Here is a 24,102-nt window from a genome sequence, read left to right as displayed (position 1 = left end):
TCTGGCTTTGTCTGCCTCCGACTGGTAGCAAACGCTGGTAGTTTTCGATGCACTCGATGCCCTATCTGATCCAAATCCGCGTGCGTTTGGTGCGTTCAAAGCAAGGTTCCCGAGGCTCCAAGCCGCCGTTGCTCGCATCCTCGGCAGCAAGAAGCCGGCCCAAGCCTACCTCAAGAAATCACTGGCAACGAAGGATCGCCGCGAGGCTACGCGACGAGCCCCGCACGCGCTTGCCGACATAGACCGCACCCTTAGGGAAGCCGAGGCTCTGGTCGAACGGCTAGCGCCGAAGGCTGACCTCCGCGCGAATCTTACCGACACCGAAATCAGGCGGATGGCGGAGTACGTCTACGCCAAGGCTCTCGCGTGGGACGAGCGTACACGATACGGCCGCGATGAACTCAAGCGCATGGAGACGGAACACATTCGACCTGCGCACGGCCTCTCGCCTGCTCAGCTTGCTGAGAACCGCGAACAGCTCGCCGAAAGCCTCAAAGACTTCCGTGACGCTCTCGCGTTGGGCGACATCTCCGCGGTTCAAGATGACATCGTCGACGCGCTGGATGCCTTCAAAATTGAATTGGATAGACAGAGCGTAGCATACCCCTAGTTAGGCATTGAGGTACTGCGAGCGTATGCGCGCGCTTTGCAGGCTATCGAGCAACGCTGGGGAGCCGGTGCCGACGCCACACAGCTCGTCACTTCTCCCATCGCATCGGCCTCGGGAACACTCAAGCAGGCCTTTGAGGGTTGGAAGAAAGAGCGTGAGCGGCCCGAGGGCACCGTGCATGAATCGGGCGTGCGGTAGAGAAGTTCATTCAAATGCACGGCAACCTCCCTGTCGCAAGCATGAGGCGTTCCCACGCACCCACGTTCCGCGAGGCGTTATAGCGCTAGCCGCCGTATGTCGTCCGCCAAAGTTGCGGCGGCTGCTGCGCACGTTGCGCTTAAGTACAATCGCCTGCACTAGGTGATATGCCGCTACCGCTCAGGAAGTTTTGCTGGCGTCTGCAGTCCCAGCTGTCGGATTCTGAGGACGATTGCCCGTGAATAGATAGGACACAATCACGCCGGTTGTTGCGGCCAGGATCCCCAGCGACACCGACACGCTAGTGGACAGATTCGCGACGGTCATTGCGTTTCCGATGGGCGCGCCGCTGCGATTAGAATAACCAAATGTAGCAAATGCTGCGAGCATAGCGCAGGCGTAAATTATGATAGGCCCTTTCACTAGGGGACCAAAATATTTATTGTCGACTGTGACAGTTGGCGCGGGATTCATGAAGACGAAGTGGACTGCGGACCCAAGGTATCCAAGAAAAACAGGAGTTATTATCTGCAGCAAATCAAGGCATTTAGAGTACTCCAACGGAAATCCAATTGCGGGGCATATAAAAAGGAAGACAATCTGAATGCCTGTAATCATTAAGCTTGCAAGAATGATCCATCTTCTCGCTTGATCGGCTGTCATGCCAATTATCCTCATTCGCATTGGATTCGCTTGCTGTCGACGTCCTTAGCCTTAGTACACGGTGTCTTGAGCGCCTTACCAATATAATCGTTTAAGACCCTGGCGTAGGTCGCCCTTTGTGCGTCGTCAGGACCGCGATATTCTACGGCCGTTCCTGCAGCTGCTCGGGCGACCATCGGCTTACTGAATGCCCGAACATCAATCCCGGAATCCTTCACCGAGATATTCACGTCGAAATCGATGGATTCTCTCCATCCATTCTTCAAGATCGGTGAATCGCGATAGGGAGCAGTAGATCTAATAAAAATCGCCGTGACCTTACCCTGGTTATCTTTGACGATGTCGGTATCGCACTGGAACGCGAGCTGCTCCGTCAAGGTGCGATGAATGGCATCTCCAAATCTTGTGGGCTCAAGCTTTGTGTTGACTTCAAACGTAACATCAATTGCTCCACTCATGCGGACCGTTGAAGACAACAAACATCCCCCCGTATCGAAGCGCTCGACGAAGTCGGCTCGCATCAGTGTAAGATTCGGGGTGACAATTGCCACGGTCGTGCAGTCATGGGGAGGCCCCTGCGCGTGGTTGATAGTTCTGACGCCGCATATAGCTAAGTGCTGTTCATTTGGCTTGCTCTCCGTCGCTTCAACGACAATCTGGTTGTCAACGGCGTTTCCGGTCTCTGCACGAGCCTGCAAATTTCGAATAGTCGCGGCGCCATCTTCGATCTGCTGGACAGGTGCCCATTGGCTGAGCTTTGCGCCGACTAGCTTTTCGCCGCTACATCTGGGATTCAGTCGATAAAAAATCTTGCAGACATAACCATCAAGAACACTGAAATGCCGAAACCTCAGGGAAGGAATAATAACGCTCTCGCCCTTTCTTTCAGCTTCCTTTTTTAGCTGCTGATACTCTTCCTCTTCCTTCTTTATGTCTTCGTCTTCCCTCTTTTTGTCTTCTTCCTTCTGCTTCTGCTCAGCAACGAGGCAGTTCGAGAGGCGGACTGAAAGCGCGTTCGCAGAGGCCGAGGCTGCGGCCAAACTGATGTCCTGTTCGCAATCAGCTTGTTCAGCGGCACATCCGATCGGTGCGCGAACTGCAATCTTGCTGTTTTCAGCAGAGGCGCCAAAGCTGGCCAAAAGCAGCGCTATGGCCGCAATGGCTGCAGTATCCCATGCCTTCATTAGACGTCTCGCTCCGCGTTTGTAACAAGGTAAAACAACGAAACGTAACAAGATGCGCAGCCAAAGTGAGGCCAATTTTGCGAAGACCTCAGCCGATCCTTCTCCATTGAAAAATACTTGGTTATTTCTCCTCGGCGCTAAACAATCCGACCGTTGAGGTTCTTAAATTTCAGTGGTGATATTTTTTGGCAGACTTACAGATTCGCTTGACGGTCATCGACACGGTTTGGCGTTGCTGCACCATCCATGCTCGCGACCCAGAGTGCTGAAAACGGCCATCTCGGATAGAGGTCGATAGTGCATCGGTTCGGCTTCGCTTACAAGAAGCGAATTTCTAGAATGACAACCAATTCGCGAAAGGCTCTATGGGCCGGCTGATGGACGCTTACCAGCGCCATGCCCGGTTAATCCAGCATGATTGTTTCCACTGTCCGAGCGTGAGACTAGCAAGCGGGTGCTCTGAGACACACACACCGTTGAACGAAATGCCGGACCGGGTTGGCCGAAGGCACCCCCAATCAAATGGATCGCTGTTCGCGAGGAGCACAGTAGTTTGCGGGTTGCTAGCACCCCAAGTACGCTAATCTTTTCAAAGCGGTTAGGATGTGTTTCTGGTTCTCGCGGCGCAGCAACACCCGGCCTGCCGGCAAAGTTGATGGGTGGTAGCCCCTGGTGGTAGCAATCGCGAGGGCGGCAAGGCCGATTTTGCTTGTTTTACCGGTGTTTCTGAGAGCGCTCGCCAATTCCCCTAGGGAACGCCAGGATCGCGTGAGACGTCGTGGACCGCGCGGCGGCTACCGCGGACTTCAACCGGCAGGCGGATCGGTTCGGCGCAGCGTCGTTACCCAGATGACGCGCGCTACCTGCTGCGTCGGATTGTCGAACATGTGCGGCACGATGCTCGGGAAGCGGAAACTGTCGCCCGCCTCCAGGACATGGGCTTCGTGGTCGAGCCACAGACGCAGGCTGCCCGACAATATGTAGCCAGCCTTTTCACCGGTGTGCTGGAAGAAGTCGGTACCCGACGAGCCGCCGGGGTTGAGCGTGAGTTCATAGAGTTCGAGTTCACCCTTCTCGGCAGGGGTGAGCGCTTCCTTGACGACGCCGCTGGCGGTGAGCCGAAGCAGCCGCCGATCATTCTTCCGCACGATATAGCGCTGGGGTTCGCCGGCGTCGGTTGCTCCGAAGAAATAGGAGATCGGCACATCGAGAGCGATGCTGAGGAGACGCAACGTGCGCACGGACGGCATGGCGAGCGCGCGTTCGAGCTGGCTGATCATGCCGGTGGACAGGCCGGTACGTTTGGCGACGTCCTGAATCGAGAAGCCTGCGCGCTGGCGCAGCAGCCGTACGGTCTCGCCAAGCCGCCGCTGATCGACCGCGTCATCGCTTTCGATCGTCTGGGCGTTCTTCGGAACGCTCACGCGGCCCATGTCGCTCTCCCGTGCATCGTCTCGCAGCCCACCGTTTCTCACCCACCGCCCCAAGCGGCGATCAATTGCATCGAATAATCGGAGCATACCATCAATAGGATTGACTCGTTTATTTAGCTATGATGAAATTTGGATGCAAATAATTAGACGTACTAAAGCTCAGCTAACCTCTGCGTTGCCGGGTTTTCGAGATCGGGCACGGGGGATCGGTGCCGCGCGCGAAAACGGAGACGGTCATGGCGGACGAAACGGGCAAATTCGACATTCCCGCATTGGGCAACTCGGCCTTCGGCATACCGAACCGCCGACAGTTCATGCTGCTTGGCGCCAGCGCTGCGGCGGGACTGAGTGCTACGGCCTCGGCATTTGCGCAGACGGAACGTCCAGGCAATCCGCCCGCCAAGCCACGCGGGCAGGTGATCGCGGCCCTGTCGCAGGAGCCGACTGTCTTTCATCCCCTGATGCCCGGTATCGAGGTCGATCAGGGCGTTTGGTGGCAAGTCTTCTCGCCGCTGTGGTTCATCGATCCTGATGGCAACTTCGTTCCTGACCTGGCCCGCGAAGTCCCCACCATCGAGAACGGCGGGCTGTCGGCCGACGGGCTGATCTGGAAGATCAAGCTGCGCAGTAACGCCAAGTGGCATGATGGCACGGCGTTTACGGCTGATGACGTCAAGTTCTCCCTTGAGCTGATCAACAACACGGATTTCCGCGCGCGCAACCGCGTCGGCCATAACCTGGTCAAGGACATCAAGGTCGTCGCACCCGACGAGGTTCATTGGCGCATGGAGGCGCCGTATTCGCCCTATATGTCGATCCTGTCGCTGACCTGCATGGTGCCCAAACACATTCTGGAGAAGGTTTCGGATCCGAACAGCTCGCCATTCCACAATGCGCCTGTCGGGACCGGACCGTTCCGTTGGGGCGAGCGCGTGCCTGGCGACCACATTCTGTTGCACGCCCACACCGGCTACCATGGCAAAGGGCCTTATCTGGAGCGCGTCGTCTTCAAATACATCCCGGACCTGACCGTCCTGTACACCCAGTTCCGCACCGGCCAGGTCGATTACACGGGCTTGCAGGGAATCCTGCCGAACTTCGTGCAAGAGGCGAAAACGCTGCGTGGCCGCAAGATTTTCGTGTCATCGACGGCCTCGGTGGAGCATGTCGCGCCGAACCTGGATTTCGGTCCATTCACCGACCGCACGGTGCGCGAGGCGCTTTATCTCGCGATCAACAAGAAGGCGATCATCGACGCGCTCAATTACGGTCTGCCGACGCAGACCGAAAGCTTCGTGCCGCAACAGGCCTGGTCGTTCCAGCAAGGCCTGCCGCAGCACAGCTACGATCCGGCGAAGGCAAATGCGCTGCTCGATGCGGCGGGATGGGTCCGCGGCGCAGGCGGCATCCGCGAGAAGGGCGGCGTCAAGCTCGAATTCACCAATTCGACCACGTCCGGCAACGCCGTGCGCGAACAAACCCAGCAACTGCTGATTCAGGACTGGCGCGCGATCGGCGCTGCGATGCGCGTAAACAACATGCCGGCTGCGGTCATCTGGGGCGAGTTCTGGCAGCAGTCGAAGTTCAACTCGGTCCTGGTGTCGGTGAACTTCATGCTGGGCAGCGATCCGGACGTGACGCCGCGCTTCGGCTCGGGCGCCATCCCGGCCAAAGGCGGACGCGGCTTCAACACCTATCAATACCAGAGCCCGGAGGCCGACCGGCTGCTCGCCGAGGGTGCCAAGCAGTTCGATCTTGCAAAGCGCAAGGCGATCTATGGCGACCTTCAGAAGCTGATCCGCAACGACCTCGCGGTGCTGCCGCTGTTCCAGGGCACCATCACCGAGGGCGTCAAGGACGGATTGCAAGGCTTCCGGCACAACATCAACGCCTCGTCCAACTGCTGGAACATCCGCGAATGGTATTGGACCTGACGCGTCTGATCCGGGGGATTGCCTGAATGGCCCGTTACGTCGCCAATCGCCTGATGCAGGCGATCATGTTGCTGGTGATTGTCTCGGCGCTCGGCTTTGCGATCCTCCATCTGGCGCCGGGCGGCCCGCTCTCGCAATTCGCCGCCTCGGCGCAAATGACGCAGGAGGATCTCGATCGCGTCACCAAACAGCTGGGCCTCGATCGCCCGCTTCCGATCCAGTATCTCGACTGGTTCGGCCGCATGGTCAGGGGCGACTGGGGCCGTTCCTATCGGGACGGCGAGGCGGTGCTGTCCGTCATCGGCTCGCATCTCGGCGCCACGCTCGAACTGATGGCGACCGCGACCCTCATCGCGGTTCTGCTCGGCTGCTGGATCGGCGTGCTTGGCGCCGTGCGCCGTTATTCCTTGTTCGATTCGCTGGCAACTGTCGGCGCCATGATCGCGCTCTCCATTCCGACGTTCTGGTTTGGGCTCGTCACGATCTATCTGTTTTCGGTGAAGCTCGGCTGGTTGCCGTCCGGCAACCGGCACACGATCGGTGACGGCTCTTTTCTCGATCTCCTGCATCATCTGATCGCACCGGCCGTCGTGCTGGCGCTTGTCGAGACCGCCATCTGGGGACGCTTCATGCGCTCCTCCATGCTCGAGGTCATCAACCAGGATTACATCCGCACGGCGCGCGCCAAGGGGATGCCGGAGTGGCGCATCCTGACCGTGCATGCCTTGCGCAACGCCCTGCTGCCGATGATAACAGTTGCGGGCCTCCAGTTTCCGACATTGCTCGGCGGCGCGCTGGTCACCGAGACCGTGTTCACCTGGCCCGGCATGGGCCGGCTGTTCCTCGATTCCATCGGCTATCGCGATTATCCGGTCGTGATGGGCATCCTGATGTTTTCGGCCATGATGGTGCTGATCGGCTCGCTTCTCGCCGACATCCTCTATGCCGTCGTCGATCCTCGGATCAGGGTGGGATAGGCGATGGGCACCGCAGCCTTGCAGACCGTCCAACTTGCTCCCGGCCAGGCCGCCTGGCAGCGCTTTCGCCGTCATCGGCTCGCTTTGGCGGGTGCCGTGACCATCGTCATCCTCGTGCTGGGTTCGGCATTCGGCCCTTATCTTTTGCCGTACGACGACACCTTTATCGACATCATGAAGCGGTTCGCGCCGCCGTTGTCGGGAGCTCACATCCTTGGCACCGACGAACTTGGCCGCGACGTGCTGGCGCGGCTGATGATGGGAGGGCGCGTGTCGCTCTCCATCGGCATCGTCGCCATGACCATCGCCATGGCGGTCGGCATCCTTGTCGGCGCTTTCGCGGGCTTCTATGGCGGCGTCATCGGCGCCGTGCTGATGCGGTTCGTCGATGCCGTGCTGTGCTTCCCGGCGATCTTTCTGTTGCTGGCGCTGGCGGCGCTCACCGAGCCGGGTCTGATGACCACCACCTTGCTGATCGCGGCCACCGCGTGGATGAGCGTCGCCCGCGTTGTGGAAGCGCAGGTCCGTTCGCTTCGCGAACGCGAGTTCGCGATCGCCGCCGTCGCCTTCGGGTCGTCTAACCTGCGGATCATGTTCCGCGAACTCGTGCCCAACGCAATGGCGCCGATCGTGGTTGCGGCGACGCTCAACGTCGCCAAGGCGATCCTGCTCGAATCCTATGTCAGCTACCTCGGTTTCGGCATTCAGCCGCCGGCCGCGAGCTGGGGCAACATGCTCAACAATGCGCAGATCTATATGACCAGTGCGCCCTGGCTTGCGATTGCGCCGGGCGTTGCCATCACGTTGGCCGTGACCAGCTTCAACTTCCTCGGCGACGGACTGCGCGACGCGCTCGATCCGCGCATGAACATCCCATGAAGCCCGTACGGGCGTCCATAAACTTTACTGTCAGGAGAGTCTCATGTCCCCGCCACTCAGCCGCATCACAAGCGACGAACGCTTGCCGGCGCAAGCCGATGTTGTCGTCATCGGCGGTGGCGTCATCGGCGTTTCAGCGGCCTATCATCTGGCGAAGAAAGGACACTCCGTCGCGCTGATCGAGAAGGGGCATGTCGGCGCGGAGCAGTCGAGCCGCAACTGGGGCTGGTGCCGCCAGCAGGGCCGCGCCCGCGCCGAGATCCCGCTGGCCCGCGAGGCGCTGCGGTTGTGGGAGGACATGCAGAACGACGCCGGTGTCGATGCCGGCTTTCGGCGCACCGGTGTCTTGTTCCTGACCAAGAACCCGCAGGAACTGGCCGCGTGGGAGAAATGGGCCGAGATCGCGCGCGAACAGCAGGTTCATTCGACGGTCTTGTCGGCGGCCGAGGTCGCTGAGCGCGTGCCCGGCAATGCAGATAGCTGGGTCGGCGGTTTGCACACGCCGAGTGACGGGCGCGCCGAGCCTTCGATGGCGGTGCCGGCGCTCGCGGCCGCCGCGCGCAAGCACGGTGTGACGATTCACCAGGGCTGCGCCGCGCGCGGGCTCGAAACCCAGGGCGGACAGGTGAGCGCGGTCGTCACCGAGAAGGGCGCCATTCGCACGCAGTCCGTGCTGCTGGCGGGAGGGGCGTGGTCGTCGCTGTTCTGCCGGCGCCACGGCATCGAGCTGCCGATCGGCCTCGTCAACGCCACCGCGTGCCGCACCACGCCGGCGCCGGAAATCACGATGGGCGCGCTCGGCACCGACTTCTATTGCATTCGCCGCCGCCTCGATGGCGGCTTCACGCTGGCGCTGCGCGGGCGCGGCACGGTGGAAGTGTCGCCGGATCTGTTTCGCTATGCCAAAACCTTCTGGCCGACCTACAAGCAGCGCCGCAAGGGACTGAAGCTGTCGTTCGGAAAGTCGTTCTTCGATCAGATCATGCGCGGCACCAACTGGAGCCTCGACAAGCCTTCGCCGTTCGAGACCGAGCGGGTGCGCGATCCCGCGCCTGATATGTCGCTGGTCACTTCGGCGCTCGCGGCGCTGATCAAGTCAAACCCTGATTTAAAGGGCATCGAAGTCGCGGAGGCCTGGGGAGGCACAATCGATACGACGCCCGACACCATTCCGGTGATTTCTCCCGTCGACTCCCTGCCGGGCTTTTTTCTCGCGACCGGTTTCAGCGGTCATGGATTTGGCATTGGCCCGGCAGCCGGCAAGCTCGCTGCCGACCTCGTCACGGGCGAAACGCCACTGGTCGATCCGGCGGCCTACAGCCATACGCGCCTGATCGACGGCCGGCCGCTGGCGCCGGTCAGCCTGTTCTAGCGGTGTCGAATCGGGGCAGCTCGCAATGACATTCCTCTACAAGGCGAACGCGACCCGCGGCCTCGAATGGGCCCGCCATTTTGCGGCGCGCGCCCCGGAGCTGCCGTTCCGGCTCTGGCCCGATGTCGGCGATCCGGCAGAGGTGCGCTATCTGGCGGTGTGGAGCCCGCCGGAAAACATCGCCGCAACCTTCCGCAATCTCGAACTCGTCTTCTCGGTCGGAGCAGGGGTCGATCAATTCGATTTCTCGCAGCTCCCACCCCATGTTCCGCTGATCCGCATGCTGGAGCCCGGCATCGCGGAGGGCATGGTTGAATATGTCACCATGGCCGTGCTCGCGCTGCACCGTGATCTCCTGCACTTCATTGACCAGCAACGCGAGCAGACCTGGCGCGAGATCCGGGTCACGCCGGCTGCGAAACGACGTGTTGGCGTGATGGGCCTTGGCTTGCTCGGTCAGGCGGTGCTTGAACGGCTCAAACCATTCGGCTTTCCGCTTGCGGGGTGGAACCGCTCCCCACGCACCATAGAGGGTGTCAGTTGTCATGCGGGTCGGGAGACATTGCCGAACTTCCTCGCGCAGACCGACATCCTTGTCTGCCTGTTGCCGCTGACCGATGAAACCCGCGGCATCCTGAATACTGGTCTGTTCGAGGCGCTGCCGCGTGGTGCTCAACTCGTCAATGTCGGGCGGGGCGGGCATCTGGTCGAGGCAGACCTCATTGCGGCTCTGGAGCGTGGCCTGTTGTCAGCCGCCGTTCTCGACGTCGCCGAACAGGAGCCGCTGCCGGCAGGCCACCCGTTCTGGAGCCATCCGCGCATTCTCCTCACACCACATATTGCGAGCATGACGACGCCGGAAACGGCGGTTGAATTCGTACTCGAAACCATCGGTCGCCACCGCCGCGGTGAAACCTTGCCGGGTCGTGTCGATCGTAAACGCGGCTACTGAAACCGTGCATTGAAAGCTTCAGGATGAGTATTGACCCAAGCGGACCTGACTCTCTCGCCACCGGCGCGAAGCCGACCCAGGCGGCGGGTTCGTTCGCACAAGCGCAGAGCCCGGTGCTGTCGATCGCGGGTCTGACCACCTCGTTCATCCGCGATGGGCGATGGATTCCCGTCGTCCGGCACGTATCGTTCGACGTTGCCGCGAAAGAGACGGTGGCGATCGTCGGGGAATCTGGCTCGGGCAAGAGCGTCACCGCGCTCTCGATCATGCGGCTCATTCCGCAAGAAAGCGGCCGCATCGAGGGCAGCATCAAGCTCGCGGGCCGCGATCTCCTGACGCTGCCTGAACAGACCATGCAGGATGTGCGCGGCAACGAAGTTGCCATGATCTTTCAGGAACCGATGACCAGCCTCAATCCGGTGCTGACCATCGGCTTCCAGATCGCCGAAGCGCTGATCTACCATCGGGGCATGTCGCGCGCGGCGGCCGAAGCCGAGACCGTTCGCCTGCTCGAGAGAGTCCGCATCCCGGCGGCGAAGTCGCGTTTCCACGAACATCCTCATCGCTTCTCCGGCGGCATGCGCCAGCGTGTGATGATCGCCATGGCGCTGGCCTGCAGGCCGAAGTTGCTCATCGCCGACGAGCCGACCACCGCGCTCGACGTCACGATCCAGGCGCAGATCCTCGAGCTCCTCAAGGTTCTGCAGGAAGAAGAGGATATGTCGATCCTCTTCATCACGCATGACATGGGCGTGGTGGCCGAGATCGCGGACCGCACCGTGGTGATGTATGACGGACAGGCGGTGGAGGCCGACAGCACCGCACGGATCTTCGCCGCGCCTTCGCATCCTTATACCCGCGCGCTTCTCTCCGCCGTGCCGCGTCTCGGCTCCATGGAAGGACGGGCGCGGCCGATGCGATTTCCGATCGTCGACAAGGTAACGGGAACGTCGGATGAACCGACGGAGACGCCCGATACGGTCGCCGCATCTGAACGGCCGGTGCTCGACGTCGCCAACCTGACCACGCGGTTTCCGATCCGCTCCGGCCTGTTCGGCAAGGTCTCGGGCCGCGTCCATGCGGTGGAGAACATATCCTTCAGCGTGCATGCCGGCGAAACACTGGCGCTTGTCGGTGAGTCCGGCTGCGGCAAGTCGACGACGGGCCGGTCCATCCTCAAGCTGGTCGAGCCGGACAGCGGCTCCGTGCTGGTCGATGGCGAGGATGTCCTCGGCATGGGCGCATGGGCCCTGCGCGCGTTGCGCAAGCGCATGCAGATCGTCTTCCAGGATCCGTTCGCGAGCCTCAATCCGCGCATGTCGGTCGGCTCGGCGGTCGCCGCGCCGCTCTATGCCCATGGACTGGCTTCTTCGTCGCAGGCGCGCGACAAGGTTGCCGATCTGTTGGTTCGCGTCGGACTGACAGCAGATATGGCGTCGCGCTTTCCGCACGAGTTCTCCGGCGGGCAACGCCAGCGCATCTGCATCGCCCGCGCGCTGGCGCTCGGGCCCAGGCTGATCATCGCCGACGAGGCGGTCTCGGCGCTCGACGTCTCGGTCAAGGCGCAGGTGGTCAATCTGATGCTCGACCTTCAGGCGAGCATGGGTCTGGCCTATCTCTTCATCTCCCATGACATCGCGGTCGTCGAGCGCATGAGCCACCGTGTCGCTGTCATGTATCTCGGCGAAATCGTCGAGATCGGTCCTCGCGCGGCGGTGTTCGGGAATCCGCAGCATCCCTATACCAGGAAGCTGATGGCGGCCGTACCGATCCCCGATCCTGCGCGCCGCGCCGAGAAGCGCGGTGTATCCAACGACGAAATCAAAAGCCCGGTGCGCGCGCCCGACTACCAGCCTCCGGTTCGCCAGTACCGCGAGGTCACACCGGGCCACGTCGTCCAGGTTTGGGACGAAGAATGGTCGGGCTAACCAAGAGTGTCATCGCAACGCACGAAACGCTTGTGAGCGCGCTTACTCAGTCCTTCACCATACCGGCGTCCATTCGTCGCCGCACACGATCTGCTCATTCCCGCTCCATCATGTCGGCGATCGCCTTGATGCGGCTTCTGGCGTATTTCGGTAGGCCGGCGCTCAGCGAATCGCCGCTGTTGAAGGAGCTGTTGCCCATGAGCAGTTGCGCGGGCACGAGGTTTCTCAGAACGGGTGTTTTGCTGTACTCCCTTTGCTTGTTCAGCACGTCGTTCCTGACCACAATCAGGATGTAGACCGTCGCGATGGCGGCGTCCCGCTCGGTCGGATGTTGTTGCAGAATCGCAAGCAGCTTGCCGAACTGGATGACTTGGTTCACCCAAAAGATGTTCTGCTCGATCCCACCGGTGACTGTGGAGTCGAGTCCTGTCAGGCTCGGCAGCTCGGCAAGGTGCGGCTGCGTGACCAGTCCGATTTCACTCTGGAACTCGATGAACTCCGGAATGGGCCTTTTGCTCTCCTCGCGCAGCTTGTTGGCAAGCTGAATGCCCGCCGGAATTTTCCCTTCGAACATGTAGCGAGACTGCACGCAGATCGCCTTCGCGTCCTCGCACCAGCGGCGGTTCGGCGGACGGTTGTGCGCGGCGACGCCCGTATCCTTGTTGGGAACAGCATCACCCGCCGTGATCGGCCGGTGCTTGACCGCCGGATCGATCTGCTCGAGGAACGCGACGTTCGCATACCGCGACAGATCCAGTGCCGCTGCCGGTCTTGGAAGTCGAAACCGCGCCTCCGCCTGGTAGACCGAGAGCGTCAGCTTCGTTTGTTGGTTGAGCGTGGGCTCAACGAAGCTCGGGAAGAGCGAGAGGAAGCGCCGCTGAACCGGACGCGAGCGGGCCCAATCGTCGAAAGGAATAAGTCCCGTCGCGGAATCGGCGAGTTTGTCGTTGCGTTGGTCAGCGAAGATGACTGTGCGAGGTTTGATCTGGGCGATCGGAACGCTGGCGGCTGCGGGCACGTGCTCCAGCTGGAATTCCTGCGCGGCCGCGCCCGCGCAAGTGGCCACGCAGGCGGCGATGAGGGCAGCGGCACGATGCAGTCTCATGGCGTCGATGCTCAATTCAGCCGCCGCGAGAAATAATCGGGATCGACTCGGAGCGGCGGTCGCGGGAGGCGGTCCTCGTCATCGGGATATCCGCGCCAGGAGGGATACTCGCGCGGACCAAGACGCCAGTTCGGGAATTGAAAGGGCAGCCGGTTATCGCCGTAAAGGCGGTTATCGTAGGACCACGGCTGGAATGGCCCGTCGTCTCCGTCATGACTGCCACGATGGGCGTAGCTTTCTGCACGCGAGACGATCCGAAATTGCGTATCATCGATTCTGCCCGACGGATCCCTCTTGAGGTACTCGGTGAAAGCGCGCCCGGAGCCGGCCGGTGCAGGATCGCCGGTATGGGGATCGATCGACAGAGCAACGAGCTGATGCAAAGCTTCGCGCGAAGGGCCGTTCAACGCCGTCTTGGGAGCGTGCAGCTCCCAGGCTGCCTGCACGATCGGCTCGAACATCGGCAGCGCCACTTTTCCTCCGGTCTGGCCGCGCCCAAGGGTGCGGCGCCCGCCGTCGCCATTGTCGTAGCCGACCCAGATGGCGATGGTAACGTCATTTGTGAAACCGACGAACCAGGCATCGGCCGAATTATCGGTGGTACCAGTCTTGCCGCCGGCATAGGGCGAGAGATGCTTCACTCCGCGCGCAGTTCCGCGCGCGAGCACGCCCTGCAGCATTGATTTCAACTGGTAAAATGATGCGGGGTCGGCGAAGCCGATCCAGGACAGCGCATGCGGATCGTGCCGGTAGATTGGGCGGCCGTCCTGTTCGATCGTTTCGATCGCATGGGGCTGGGGTCGTGCGCCTTCGTTGGCGATCGCTGCATAGAACGCCGCAAGGTCGATGAGCCGCACCGATTGGGCACCGAGCACGAACGGGTAGTAGCGCATGCATTCTTTGTAGAGCTGCGCTTCCATCGCGAGCAAGCAGACCTGGTCGAGGCCTCGCTCGGCGCTGTCGGCGAGACCGGTCGCGAGCAGTTGCGCGGTGGCGAGATTCCGGGAGTTTTCCAGCGCACTCCGCAGTGTAATGGCGCCCGAAGCGCCGCCGTCATAGTTCTTCGGCGACCAGAAACCGCGCTGGCCGGAGGCCGCCGCCCCGATCGGTGCCAGCGTCAGAGGTTCGTCCAGCACCAGCGTGTTCGGCTGCAATCCCTTCCGAAGGGCGGCGAGGTAGGTCAGCGGCTTGAAGGTGGAGCCGGGTTGCCGCAGGCTCTGAACGACGCGGTTGAGCTGGCTCGCCGGATAGGAAAAGCCGCCCGCCATCGCGAGAATGCGGCCGGTTTCGTTCTCGAGTACGAGTGCCGCTCCCTGCACGGTCGGTCGAATGCGCAGATCGGCACGCGCCGCTTGCTTAGCATTGGCTTTGCGCACCTGCACGTAGATCACGTCGTACGGCTTGAGACTGCGCCGGATCGCGGCGCTCCAGGTGTTCAGCGGCAGGATGCTTCCATCGGTCAGACCGACGTTGATCGCATGGCCGCTTTTGCCACGCGTATTCTCCAGGACGACCGCCGATTCCCAGTGAACGTCATAGAGAGGTAGCCGCGTCGTCTTCAACGCCACGAGCCAGGCCGGTTCCGTGGCCCTCAGGTCAGCCGCACTCAGACGGACAGCATTGGAAATGTTCGCCTCGGGTCCCTCAAATTTGTACCGATTGGTGTTCAGCTCGTACCGCGCGAGGCCCTCCTGCAATGTTGCTTCGACTGTGCGCTGCAAGGCCGAGTTGACGGTCGAGCGCACCGTGTAGGAGGATTTGGTGAGAGTATCGAGGCCTGCGACCACCTTTGCCTCGCGGGCGATCTGATCGACGAAGTGAAAGCCGAAGTCCCGTCGCGTCGGCCGGTACTCGACAAGCTGCGGCAATACTGCTTGCGCCGCGGCGGCGTCGATCATCGCGTCGTTCTGCATGCGGCCAAGCACGTAGGCAAGGCGCTCGCGCGCGCGCTCAGGGTGGCGGTCAGGATTGAAGTAGTTCGGTCCCTTGGCGAGCCCGGCGAGTAGCGCGCCCTCGACGGCGGAGAGCGCCTTGGCTGGTTTACCGAAATAGCTGCGCGCCGCCATCTCGATGCCCCAGGCTCCGCGACCGAGATAAATCGAGTTGAGATAGAGCTCGAGGATTTCCGCCTTGGTCAGGGCGCGCTCCATCCGCGAGGCGACGATCATCTCGCGCAGTTTTCTTTCGTAAGTGATGTCGTTGCCCACCAGCAGATTCTTCGCGACCTGCTGTGTAATGGTTGAGCCGCCCTGCGGCCGGCCCGGCTGCGTGAAGTTGCCGATGAAGGCGCGGACCAGTCCGCGCTCGTCAATGCCCGCGTGTTGGAAAAAACGCCTGTCCTCCGCGGCGATGAATGCGTTGCGCACCACTTCTGGGATATCCGCAAGCGTGACCCAGACGCGGCGATTGTTCGGTTCGTAAATCTCGGCAAGGCGTTCGCGCTTGTTGTCGAGGACTACGCTGGTGCCAGGAAGCCTGAGGTGCTTGAGCTGCACGGCGTCGGGCAGATCCTTCACCGCGCTGTTGTAGAAAGCGATGACCTGACCGAGATCGACCGGCGATCGTTCAACTTTTTCGACTTTGCAGAACTCCTTGTAGGTCACGTGGAGGTCGGCCAAGTTCAGTCCTTTGAGCGCCTTGATCTCGCTGCTCAGTGCCTCCTTGTCATCCATGGCAGTGGCAATCAGATCGTCGAGGTTGATGTCCTCGATGTCGAAAGCCTTGCGCATGTGGGCGCAGCCGGCATTCAAAAGCTGCGCCACCTCGAAGCGGTCACGCGCCGCATCGAACTCGGTCTTGACCGCATCCGGCCGGGTAGTGACCTGGCTGAAGGCCAGCGCCGTGGCGAAGATCTTGATGAGAATCGTGTCCATGACCTGCCGACGGTCGAGACAGCCGCCTCCGTAAGGTCCCGTTCTTGTAGAACGATATTATAAACAAGGCTGTGTTGAGGAAAAAGTTCCCGAGGCGCCGCCGTCCGCTTTTCCGGACCTTCAGCACCGCTCCGACCTGGCCGGGCCACGGAACCAACGCTGCGGCCAGTCGTTCTAAAAATACCATATTGGCAGCGCACTCATGAGTATCCCTCTTCCAGTCGTGCTTGCCGCGGCGCTCTTCAGCACCGCCATCGCCACGACGCCTGCGGATGCTGCTCCTCGAAAAAAGAACCCTGCAGGGAGCGTCGCTCAGCCGCCCGCGGACAGATTTTTGGCCTGCGATGTCCGGGTGCGAGACTATCTTCGCGAAGGCGGCGCGGCGATACGGGTGACCAAGATCGAAGTGGACGATGCCCGACTGCAGTTGAACATTCATCATGAGTACGGAGAAGCGGGAAAGTCGTCTCGAAAATACCTCCGCGGAGACACTGAAGAAGAAATGCGCAAAAACCTGCGCGGAATACTGGATGAGTTCGCTGCGGCTGCGAAGGCCGCAACGACTGGTCGCGCTTGGTATGTGATCGCAGCTCGCAAGGTCATGCCGGACCTCCGCGACAATTCGGGCGAGACCACGAATCCGTGGACGGCCATCGTCCTGGCCGATTTCGAGGGAAAATGCAGACCCATCACGTTCTATCAGTCTGTCGACCGGAACAAGCTCGATCCTGAACTGAGCAAGAAATTGGATGAGTGAAGTTTTGCGCTCGAAGTGATTTGCAGTCGTGCGACGGCGCCTGGACACCATGAGGCGCGGTGAGGATGTGAGGCCGCTCCAGCGCGGGGAGCGCGAGGGGCCCGATCGCTAAGCGTCTGCTGGCGAAACCCGGTTTCCCACACGCACCGACGCTCTACGAGTGCTCATATATCTACGAGTGCTCATATCCCGAATCGCTCATCGTGAGCGCCTTACTCAGCCCTTCACCATATCGCCGAGCAGGTTCGCCGCCACCGTCAGCTTCGCGAGTGTCAGGCCGCTGGCCACAATCTCCTCGACCGAGCGGCGGATGCGCGTTGCTTCAGGATGAGCCGCCAGCCAGTTCCCGGCGGCCTCCTGGCCGCATTGGCCGGTTGCCAGCATGTCCGCAGCCAGTCTTCTTTCGGCGGCTGCGATCTGGTCAATGGCACGATCAATGGCGAGACGCTCGTAGTTATCGTTGGCCGGGATGGTGCGTGCCGCGGCGATAAGGCGATCGAGACGGAAATTAGCCTCGGCAGCGAAGAAGGTAGCGGCGGCGTCGCCGATGGTCCGGCTGGTGCGCTCCGCTACGGTCACGATATCCGGTGCCGAGACCAGGGCGTCGAGATCGGCGAACTCGCCTGCGACGTCGGCTGGGACGCCGGCATCGATCAGGTCCTGCCGTCGCTTGCTGCGCCCGGTCTGCAAGTCCTCCGGAAGGGTCTTGTCGAGTCCAGCGACGATCTCGCGGATGCTCGGGCCGAAGCGCGCGATGACCGAGTCCAGACCGGCCTCGAAATCGACGTTGCGCACATACCAGACCATACGGGAGAGCAGGAGATCCTGAATCGCCGCGTAGAGGGTAAGTTGCAATTGCCCGTCGATGCGGGTGTCGAGCCCATCGATCGCGTCGTTCAGCCGCTTCAGACCGTAGGATTCATCCACCGCCACGAAGGCCATCACAATGGTCGACACCTCGGCGTCCGTCTCGTCGATCAGGCGCACGACACACGCCGGGCCGCCGCGATTGATGACGGCATTGGCGAGACTGGTGGCGATAATCTCCCGCCGAAGGCGATGCTGCTCCACTGCAGCGGGGAATTTGTCCTCAAGCTCGCGCGGGAAGTACTGAGACAATTCGCGGGCAAGATACGGATCGTCAGGCACGCTGGCGGCGAGCAGATCGTCGTAAAGCGTCAGCTTGGCGTAAGCGAGCAGCACGGCAAGTTCCGGCCGGGTCAGGGATTGGCCGCGCCGGGCGCGTTCGGCGATCGCCGCGTCGTCGGGCAGGAATTCCACGGCGCGGCTGAGAAGGCCGCGCTGCTCGAGCGACTGCATCAGGCGCGCGAGGAAGCCGGTCTCTGCCAAGCCCTTGCGTTCGGCCAGAGAAAGCGCCAGCGTCTGCAGATAATTGTTGCGTAGCACCAGGGCGCCGACCTCGTCGGTCATCGCCGCCAGCAGGGTGTTGCGGTCAGCCGCACTGAGGTTTCCCTCGCGCTCGGGGCGCGCCAGCGCGATCTTGATATTGACCTCGACGTCGGAGGTGTTCACGCCGGCCGAATTGTCGATCGCGTCGGTGTTGAGCTTGACGCCTTTCTGCGCGGCTTCGATGCGGCCGCGCTGGGTCACGCCAAGATTGGCGCCCTCGCCGATCACCCGGGCGCGGATATCGGCGCCGGTGACGCGGATCGGATCGTTGGCGCGATCGCCGACCTGATCGTCGCTTTCCCCCGACGCGCGGATATAGCTGCCGATGCCGCCAAACCAGAGCAGGTCGACGCGCGCTCTCAGGATCGCCGTCATCACCTCGAACGGCGTGGCTTGCGGCTTGTCGAGATCAAGCAGGGTGCGCACTTCCGGGGCGAGCGCAATGGCCTTGAGAGAGCGCGAGAACACGCCGCCGCCTTGCGAGATCAGCCCCTTGTTGTAATCCTGCCAGCTCGACCGCGGCAGGTTGAACATGCGCAGGCGTTCGGCGTGGCTGACGGCCGGGTCGGGCGAGGGATCGATGAAGATGTCGCGATGATCGAAAGCCGCGACCAGCCTGGTCGCCGGCGAGAGCAGCATGCCGTTGCCGAACACATCGCCGGACATGTCGCCCACGCCGGCGACGGTGAACGGCATGGTCTGAATGTCGGTGCCGAGTTCGCGGAAGTGGCGCTTCACCGCCTCCCAGGCACCGCGCGCCGTGATCCCCATCTTCTTGTGGTCATAGCCCTGGCTGCCGCCGGAGGCGAAGGCATCGCCGAGCCAATGGTTCTTCTCGGTCGAGATCGCGTTGGCGATGTCGGAAAAGGTGGCGGTGCCCTTGTCGGCGGCGACGACGAGGTAGGGGTCGTCGCCGTCGTGCCTCACGGTGGAGTCGGGCGACACGATGACGTCGCCGTCGAAATTGTCGGTGAGTTCGAGCATGGAGCGAACGAAGATGCGATAGGCTTCGGTGCCTTCGGCCATGAAGGCGTCGCGATTGGCGGGTGGCGGCAGGCGTTTTGGCACGAAGCCGCCCTTGGCGCCGACTGGCACGATCACGGCGTTCTTGACCTGCTGGGCCTTGACCAGGCCGAGGATCTCGGTGCGGAAGTCCTGCGGCCGGTCAGACCAGCGCAACCCGCCGCGTGCGACCTTGCCGAAGCGCAGATGAATACCTTCGACACGCGGCGAATAGACGAAGATCTCGTAGAGCGGCCGCGGGGCCGGCAGGTCCTCGATCTTGCGCGCGTCGAACTTGAACGAGATCACCGGACGCGGATGTCCGTCCTGGCCGATCTGCCACAGATTGGTGCGGATGGTTGCCTGCACCAGATTGGTGAAGCGGCGCAGGATGCGGTCTTCGTCGAGCGAAGCGACGGATTGGAGTTGCTCCTCGATCTCGGTGAGGAGGGTCGCCTCACGTGCCGAGCGCTCGGCGTCGGTGGCGGCGAGGCGCGGATCGAGGCGGGCCTGGAACAGCGCGACCATGCTGGCGGTGATCGCGGTGTTCTTGCGCAAGGTCTCCCACATGTAGTCCTGGCTGAACGGCGCGCGGATCTGGTGCAGGTAGCGGGAGAGCGCGCGGATGGTCGAAACCTCGCGCCAGCTCAGGTCCGTACGCAGGATGAGGGCGTTGTATCCGTCGGATTCGGCCCGATCGCCGACCACCGCCATGATCGAGGCTTCCAGGCGATGGCCGAACTCCGAACTGATCACGATCGGCTTGCCGTCGTTGGCCTCGATCGTCATGTCGTGCAGCCATACCGGCGCCGGCGCCGGCATGGCGCGAGGCACGATCTGATAGGTGCGCTCGTTGACGACGCGCAGGCCGTGGTGTTCGATCACCGGCACCCGGTACGACAGCGACAGGGGCGCGCCAAGCGAGAAGACCTTGAGACCGAAGCGCGTTGGATCTTCCTCGCCCTCGATGCGGTGGGCCGAAATCGCCACCGGCCGCGCCGGGGTAAGCTTTTCGATGGTGGCGATATCGGCAATCGCCTGCGAGGTGCCGAAGGCCTCGGTATAGCCGCCAGTGAAGGCCTGGGCGTAACGGTTGGCGAGCATGCGCGCTCGCATGCCGTCGGTGGAGGCGGCGAGCGCCGCCTTCAGCTTGTCGCCCCAGGTCGCGGCGATGGCGCTGATCTCGGCTTCCAGCGTCGCGCGCTCGACGACAGGCGTTTTGCCCTCATAGCGCCCGATGATGTAGTGGACGCGCGCAAGCGATCCCTCGGGGAAGGAAGCGTAGGAGGCCGCCAAGCGCCCCTTATAGACCTGCGCCATGAAGTCCCCAACGCGCGTGCGCACATCGGTGTCATACTTCTCGCGCGGAATGAAGACGAGGATGGAGACGAAACGGTCGAACTTGTCGGCCCGTGCCAGCGCCCGCACGCGGGGACGCTCATAGAGCGTCAGGACATCCATGACGAAATTGTAGAGCGTTGTGGCATCGAGCTGGAAGAGCTCGTCGCGTGGATAGTCTTCGAGGATATGCAGGACCGCCTTGCCTGAATGACTGGCCGGGTCGAAGCCGGCGCGCTGCAACACCTGTTCGACCTTGTGGCGGACATAGGGGATCTGCCGCGCCGAGCGGGTATAGGCACCCGAGGTGAACAGGCCGACGAGGCGCAACTCGCCCTCGAGCCGCCCGTCGGGCGCATAGAGTTTGATGCCGACATAGTCCATGCGGACGCGCCGATGAACACGGCTGTTCACATTGGCCTTGACCACCATCAGGACGGTCGGCTCGCGCATGAATTCGCGGATTTCCGGCGTCATGACTACCATTTCGGCGCCGCGGCGAAGAACCTTCACATCGGGATCACGCAGGATGCCGAGGCCTTCGCCCGTGCTGATGTCGTCCGGCGCATCGGCGTCGGGCGAGAATCGATATTCGCGCAAGCCCAGGAAGGTGAAATTGTCGGCGCACAGCCATTGCAGGAACTGGTTGGCTTCGGCGACCTCGTCGATCGGCAGCGGCGGCGGATTGGAGCGGAAGGTCATGATCGCCTGCTCGACCCGGGCGCGCATGGCCCGCCAGTCGGCGACGCAGGCGCGCACGTCGTTAAGCGTCCTGGTCAGGCCCTCGATCAGCTTCTGGCGGTCGGCATCGGCGTCCAGGCGCGCGATGTGGAAATGAATCAGGCTTTCGCGTTCGCCCTTTGCTCCCTCCGGCAGCGCTTCGCCGTAGAAATGCACCAGCTTGCCTTGCTCGTTGCGCTCCACGGCGATGATCGGGTGGGCGACCAGGGTGACCTCGATGCCCCGCTCGGCGAGCTCCGCCATGGTGGAATCGAACAGGAAGGGCATGTTGTCGTTGAGAACCTCGAGCACGGAAATCTCGCGCCCGTCGGGCATCATCGGATTGACGACACGGATGTCGGCACGGCCCGTCGTGCGTTGCTGCACATGCTCCCAGGCCTGTTCCGCCAGGAAGGCCAGGGAGGCCGCATCGTAGTTGGCGAGGTCCTCAAGGTTGGTATGGCCGAACAGATGCTCGGCAAAGGATCGGGGCGCCTTACCCGGCTGCACGTTACCTGCGGCTTCGCGGATCAGGGTCGCCCGGGCCTTGTCGTCACGCCACGACGCCATAAGGTCCTCCATTTCTCTCGCCGTCTGACCGCAGCCGCGATCGTTCGCTGGATTCTGGAGTGCATCTCTTTGGGCGCATCGCTTTGGCCGGGATTGATCGCGTACGCGCAATCCTCGGACTCGGAGCCTCAGCAGCCCTTGATGATTATGCCATCAAATCTCGAGAAATGCATCTTCAGTATGCGTTTCAGCCGACTTCGAGAGGGCTTGACTTGCTGGCAGGTAGGTTATCGGAGGTCGAGAAAGGACACCCGCCACGGCGCACTCGCGCAGCCTCGCTGGCACAGCTTACGAACGAGGAATTCATGCAGCAGGGGGTGTGGCGCTCCCCCGCTACCAAAAGCCTGCGATTTCCTGAGCCAAACTACGGTCTTCGGCGAGGCCGAATCTTGCGCGGCTGATCGCGGCTCCGCCGGTGGCAGTAAGCTCACCGGCGGTCGCAGACGATTGTGAGGTCAGGCCGCTTTGGGTTTCGATTTCGCCACGTGGGTAGCGATCGCATCCATCAGCGGCGGAGACAGGCAATCATAGGGCTCCAGCCCTAGCTCCGTGAGGCGGGATCTGATCCCCGACATGTCGGACGGAGCGACGCCAGCTTCGATCACGGACGATACAAACGCGGCAAACCCTGGTGCCGCCGAACCGGCTTCCTGGAATAGTTCGGGGTGGATGAAGTCGAGGCCGTAGAAGGGATGTCCCTTGTTCTCGATCCGGCCATACATATGCGTGCCGCAGGCCTTGCAGGCGTGACGTTGGATCGCCGCCGACGCATCGACAATTTGCAGCTTGTCGCCGTTTTCCAGCACCGACACATTTTCGCGTGGCACGACCGCCACCACCGAGAAGGTTGCCCCTGCCGGCTTCCAACATTTGGTGCAGCCGCAGGCGTGGTTGTGGGCGACATCACCCTTGATGCCGACCTTGACCGCCTTGTCCGCGCACTTGCAGACAAGGGTGCCGCCGGCAAAGCTGCCCGATCCTTTCTTGACGCCGTTGTCGACCGATGGGTGGATGTGAACAGTCATGGGCCTATCCTCCTTATGTTTGACGTTCTTTGGCTTTAGAAAACGACGACCGAACGGATCGACTTGCCTTCGTGCATCAGATCGAAACCCTTGTTGATCTCCTCCAGCGTGAGAACGTGGGTGATCATCGGGTCGATCTCGATCTTTCCGTTCATGTACCAGTCAACGATCTTCGGGACATCGGTACGGCCGCGCGCGCCGCCGAACGCAGTACCTTTCCAAACCCGGCCGGTCACCAGCTGGAACGGCCGGGTCGCGATTTCCTTGCCGGATTCCGCCACCCCGATCACGACAGAGACGCCCCAGCCGCGATGGCACGCCTCGAGCGCCTGGCGCATCACGGTGGTGTTGCCGGTGCAGTCGAAGGTGTAGTCGGCGCCGCCGTCGGTGAGCGTGACCAAATGCGCAACGATGTCGCCGCCGACCTTGGTCGGGTTGACGAAATGGGTCATGCCGAAGCGGCGGCCCCATGCTTCCTTGCTGTCGTTGATGTCGACCCCGATGATCTTGTCGGCGCCGACCATTTTGGCGCCCTGAATCACGTTGAGCCCGATTCCGCCAAGTCCGAACACCACCACATTGGCGCCCGGCGTGACCTTGGCGGTGTTGACCACCGCGCCGACCCCGGTCGTCACGCCGCAGCCGATGTAGCAACTCTTGTCGAACGGGGCGTCTTCGCGGATCTTCGCCAGCGCAATTTCCGGCAGCACGGTAAAGTTCGAGAACGTCGAGCAGCCCATGTAGTGGAAGACGGGCTTGCCCTTGTAGCTGAACCGCGACGTGCCGTCGGGCATCACGCCCTTGCCCTGCGTGGCGCGTATCGAGGTGCAGAGGTTGGTCTTGCCGCTTAGACAGCTTTTGCACTGGCGGCATTCGGGTGTGTAAAGCGGGATCACATGGTCGCCCGGCTTCAGTGACGTGACGCCCGCGCCGACCTCGCGAACGATGCCGGCACCCTCATGGCCGAGAATCGAAGGAAAGATTCCCTCGCTGTCGAAACCGTCAAGCGTGTAGGCGTCGGTGTGGCAAATCCCGGTCGCCTTTATCTCGACAAGGACCTCACCAGCCTTCGGCCCGTCGAGGTCGACCTCGACGATTTCCAGCGGCTTTTTTGCTTCGAAAGCCACAGCAGCGCGCGTCTTCATTCTCAACTCCACTTTTCGTCTTGAGGG

Annotated in this window: 16 protein-coding genes; 8 read left to right on the top strand and 8 right to left on the bottom strand. The window is 62.0% G+C overall.

The features are described 5' to 3' along the window. Positions 1 to 334 precede the first annotated feature (334 nt). Positions 335 to 610: a hypothetical protein gene (locus JQ611_RS13965; RefSeq protein ID WP_212465751.1), complete on the top strand. Its 276-nt coding sequence runs from the start codon at positions 335 to 337 to the stop codon at positions 608 to 610. 378 nt (positions 611 to 988) lie between these two features. Here JQ611_RS13965 and JQ611_RS13960 read toward each other — a convergent pair whose 3' ends face one another. From JQ611_RS13960 to JQ611_RS13950, 3 genes are all read right to left on the bottom strand, one after another. Then, positions 989 to 1,471 (bottom strand): hypothetical protein, encoded by a 483-nt coding sequence (locus JQ611_RS13960; RefSeq protein WP_212465750.1) that lies wholly within the window; start codon positions 1,469 to 1,471, stop codon positions 989 to 991. An 11-nt stretch (positions 1,472 to 1,482) separates the two neighbouring features. Further along, the gene (locus tag JQ611_RS13955) at positions 1,483 to 2,655 is read right to left on the bottom strand and encodes a hypothetical protein (protein WP_212465749.1); all 1,173 of its coding nucleotides are present in this window, start codon (positions 2,653 to 2,655) and stop codon (positions 1,483 to 1,485) included. A gap of 806 nt (positions 2,656 to 3,461) precedes the next feature. Beyond that, on the bottom strand, positions 3,462 to 4,088 hold the full coding sequence (locus JQ611_RS13950) for a helix-turn-helix domain-containing protein (protein WP_212263368.1): 627 nt from the start codon (positions 4,086 to 4,088) through the stop codon (positions 3,462 to 3,464). A gap of 236 nt (positions 4,089 to 4,324) precedes the next feature. On the opposite strand from JQ611_RS13950, the gene JQ611_RS13945 reads away from it, so the two are divergent. Genes JQ611_RS13945 through JQ611_RS13920 form a run of 6 tightly spaced genes read left to right on the top strand, consistent with a single transcriptional unit; the run spans position 4,325 to position 12,130 of the window. Further along, positions 4,325 to 6,022 (top strand): peptide ABC transporter substrate-binding protein, encoded by a 1,698-nt coding sequence (locus JQ611_RS13945; protein WP_212263369.1) that lies wholly within the window; start codon positions 4,325 to 4,327, stop codon positions 6,020 to 6,022. A 26-nt stretch (positions 6,023 to 6,048) separates the two neighbouring features. After that, complete coding sequence (locus JQ611_RS13940) at positions 6,049 to 6,999, top strand: ABC transporter permease (RefSeq protein WP_212390548.1); 951 nt, start codon at positions 6,049 to 6,051, stop codon at positions 6,997 to 6,999. Positions 7,000 to 7,002: 3 nt separating this feature from the next. Next, a complete protein-coding gene (locus JQ611_RS13935) occupies positions 7,003 to 7,878 on the top strand; it encodes an ABC transporter permease (RefSeq protein ID WP_212465748.1) in 876 nt (291 codons plus the stop codon). A gap of 43 nt (positions 7,879 to 7,921) precedes the next feature. Continuing rightward, complete coding sequence (locus JQ611_RS13930; protein WP_212263371.1) at positions 7,922 to 9,250, top strand: FAD-binding oxidoreductase; 1,329 nt, start codon at positions 7,922 to 7,924, stop codon at positions 9,248 to 9,250. A gap of 25 nt (positions 9,251 to 9,275) precedes the next feature. After that, the gene (locus tag JQ611_RS13925; RefSeq protein WP_212465747.1) at positions 9,276 to 10,202 is read left to right on the top strand and encodes a glyoxylate/hydroxypyruvate reductase A; all 927 of its coding nucleotides are present in this window, start codon (positions 9,276 to 9,278) and stop codon (positions 10,200 to 10,202) included. Positions 10,203 to 10,225: 23 nt separating this feature from the next. Beyond that, positions 10,226 to 12,130 carry an ABC transporter ATP-binding protein gene (locus tag JQ611_RS13920; RefSeq protein ID WP_212465746.1) on the top strand — a complete coding sequence of 635 codons (1,905 nt, stop codon included), beginning with the start codon at positions 10,226 to 10,228 and terminating at the stop codon, positions 12,128 to 12,130. Between the two features lie 94 nt (positions 12,131 to 12,224). Here the strand turns inward: JQ611_RS13920 and JQ611_RS13915 are convergent, their stop codons facing one another. After that, a complete protein-coding gene (locus JQ611_RS13915) occupies positions 12,225 to 13,250 on the bottom strand; it encodes a hypothetical protein (protein ID WP_212465745.1) in 1,026 nt (341 codons plus the stop codon). Further along, positions 13,247 to 16,108: a penicillin-binding protein 1A gene (locus JQ611_RS13910; RefSeq protein ID WP_212465744.1), complete on the bottom strand. Its 2,862-nt coding sequence runs from the start codon at positions 16,106 to 16,108 to the stop codon at positions 13,247 to 13,249. Before JQ611_RS13910 ends, JQ611_RS13915 begins: the two co-directional genes overlap by 4 nt. A 202-nt stretch (positions 16,109 to 16,310) precedes the next feature. On the opposite strand from JQ611_RS13910, the gene JQ611_RS13905 reads away from it, so the two are divergent. Then, positions 16,311 to 16,865, top strand: a complete 555-nt coding sequence (locus JQ611_RS13905; RefSeq protein ID WP_212390541.1) for a hypothetical protein — start codon at positions 16,311 to 16,313, stop codon at positions 16,863 to 16,865. Positions 16,866 to 17,081: 216 nt separating this feature from the next. Here JQ611_RS13905 and JQ611_RS13900 read toward each other — a convergent pair whose 3' ends face one another. From JQ611_RS13900 to JQ611_RS13890, 3 genes are all read right to left on the bottom strand, one after another. Then, positions 17,082 to 21,917 carry an NAD-glutamate dehydrogenase gene (locus JQ611_RS13900; RefSeq protein WP_212465743.1) on the bottom strand — a complete coding sequence of 1,612 codons (4,836 nt, stop codon included), beginning with the start codon at positions 21,915 to 21,917 and terminating at the stop codon, positions 17,082 to 17,084. Positions 21,918 to 22,360: 443 nt separating this feature from the next. Continuing rightward, on the bottom strand, positions 22,361 to 22,930 hold the full coding sequence (gfa, locus tag JQ611_RS13895) for an S-(hydroxymethyl)glutathione synthase (protein WP_212390539.1): 570 nt from the start codon (positions 22,928 to 22,930) through the stop codon (positions 22,361 to 22,363). Between the two features lie 35 nt (positions 22,931 to 22,965). Further along, positions 22,966 to 24,075: an S-(hydroxymethyl)glutathione dehydrogenase/class III alcohol dehydrogenase gene (locus JQ611_RS13890; RefSeq protein ID WP_212207741.1), complete on the bottom strand. Its 1,110-nt coding sequence runs from the start codon at positions 24,073 to 24,075 to the stop codon at positions 22,966 to 22,968. Positions 24,076 to 24,102: the final 27 nt, after the last annotated feature.

The sequence above is a fragment of the Bradyrhizobium sp. AUGA SZCCT0182 genome (assembly GCF_018130185.1).
In the GTDB taxonomy this organism is placed as follows: Bacteria; Pseudomonadota; Alphaproteobacteria; order Rhizobiales; family Xanthobacteraceae; genus Bradyrhizobium.
Note: the sequence above shows the minus strand (reverse complement) of the source record. Positions and strands in the feature narration are given on the sequence as shown.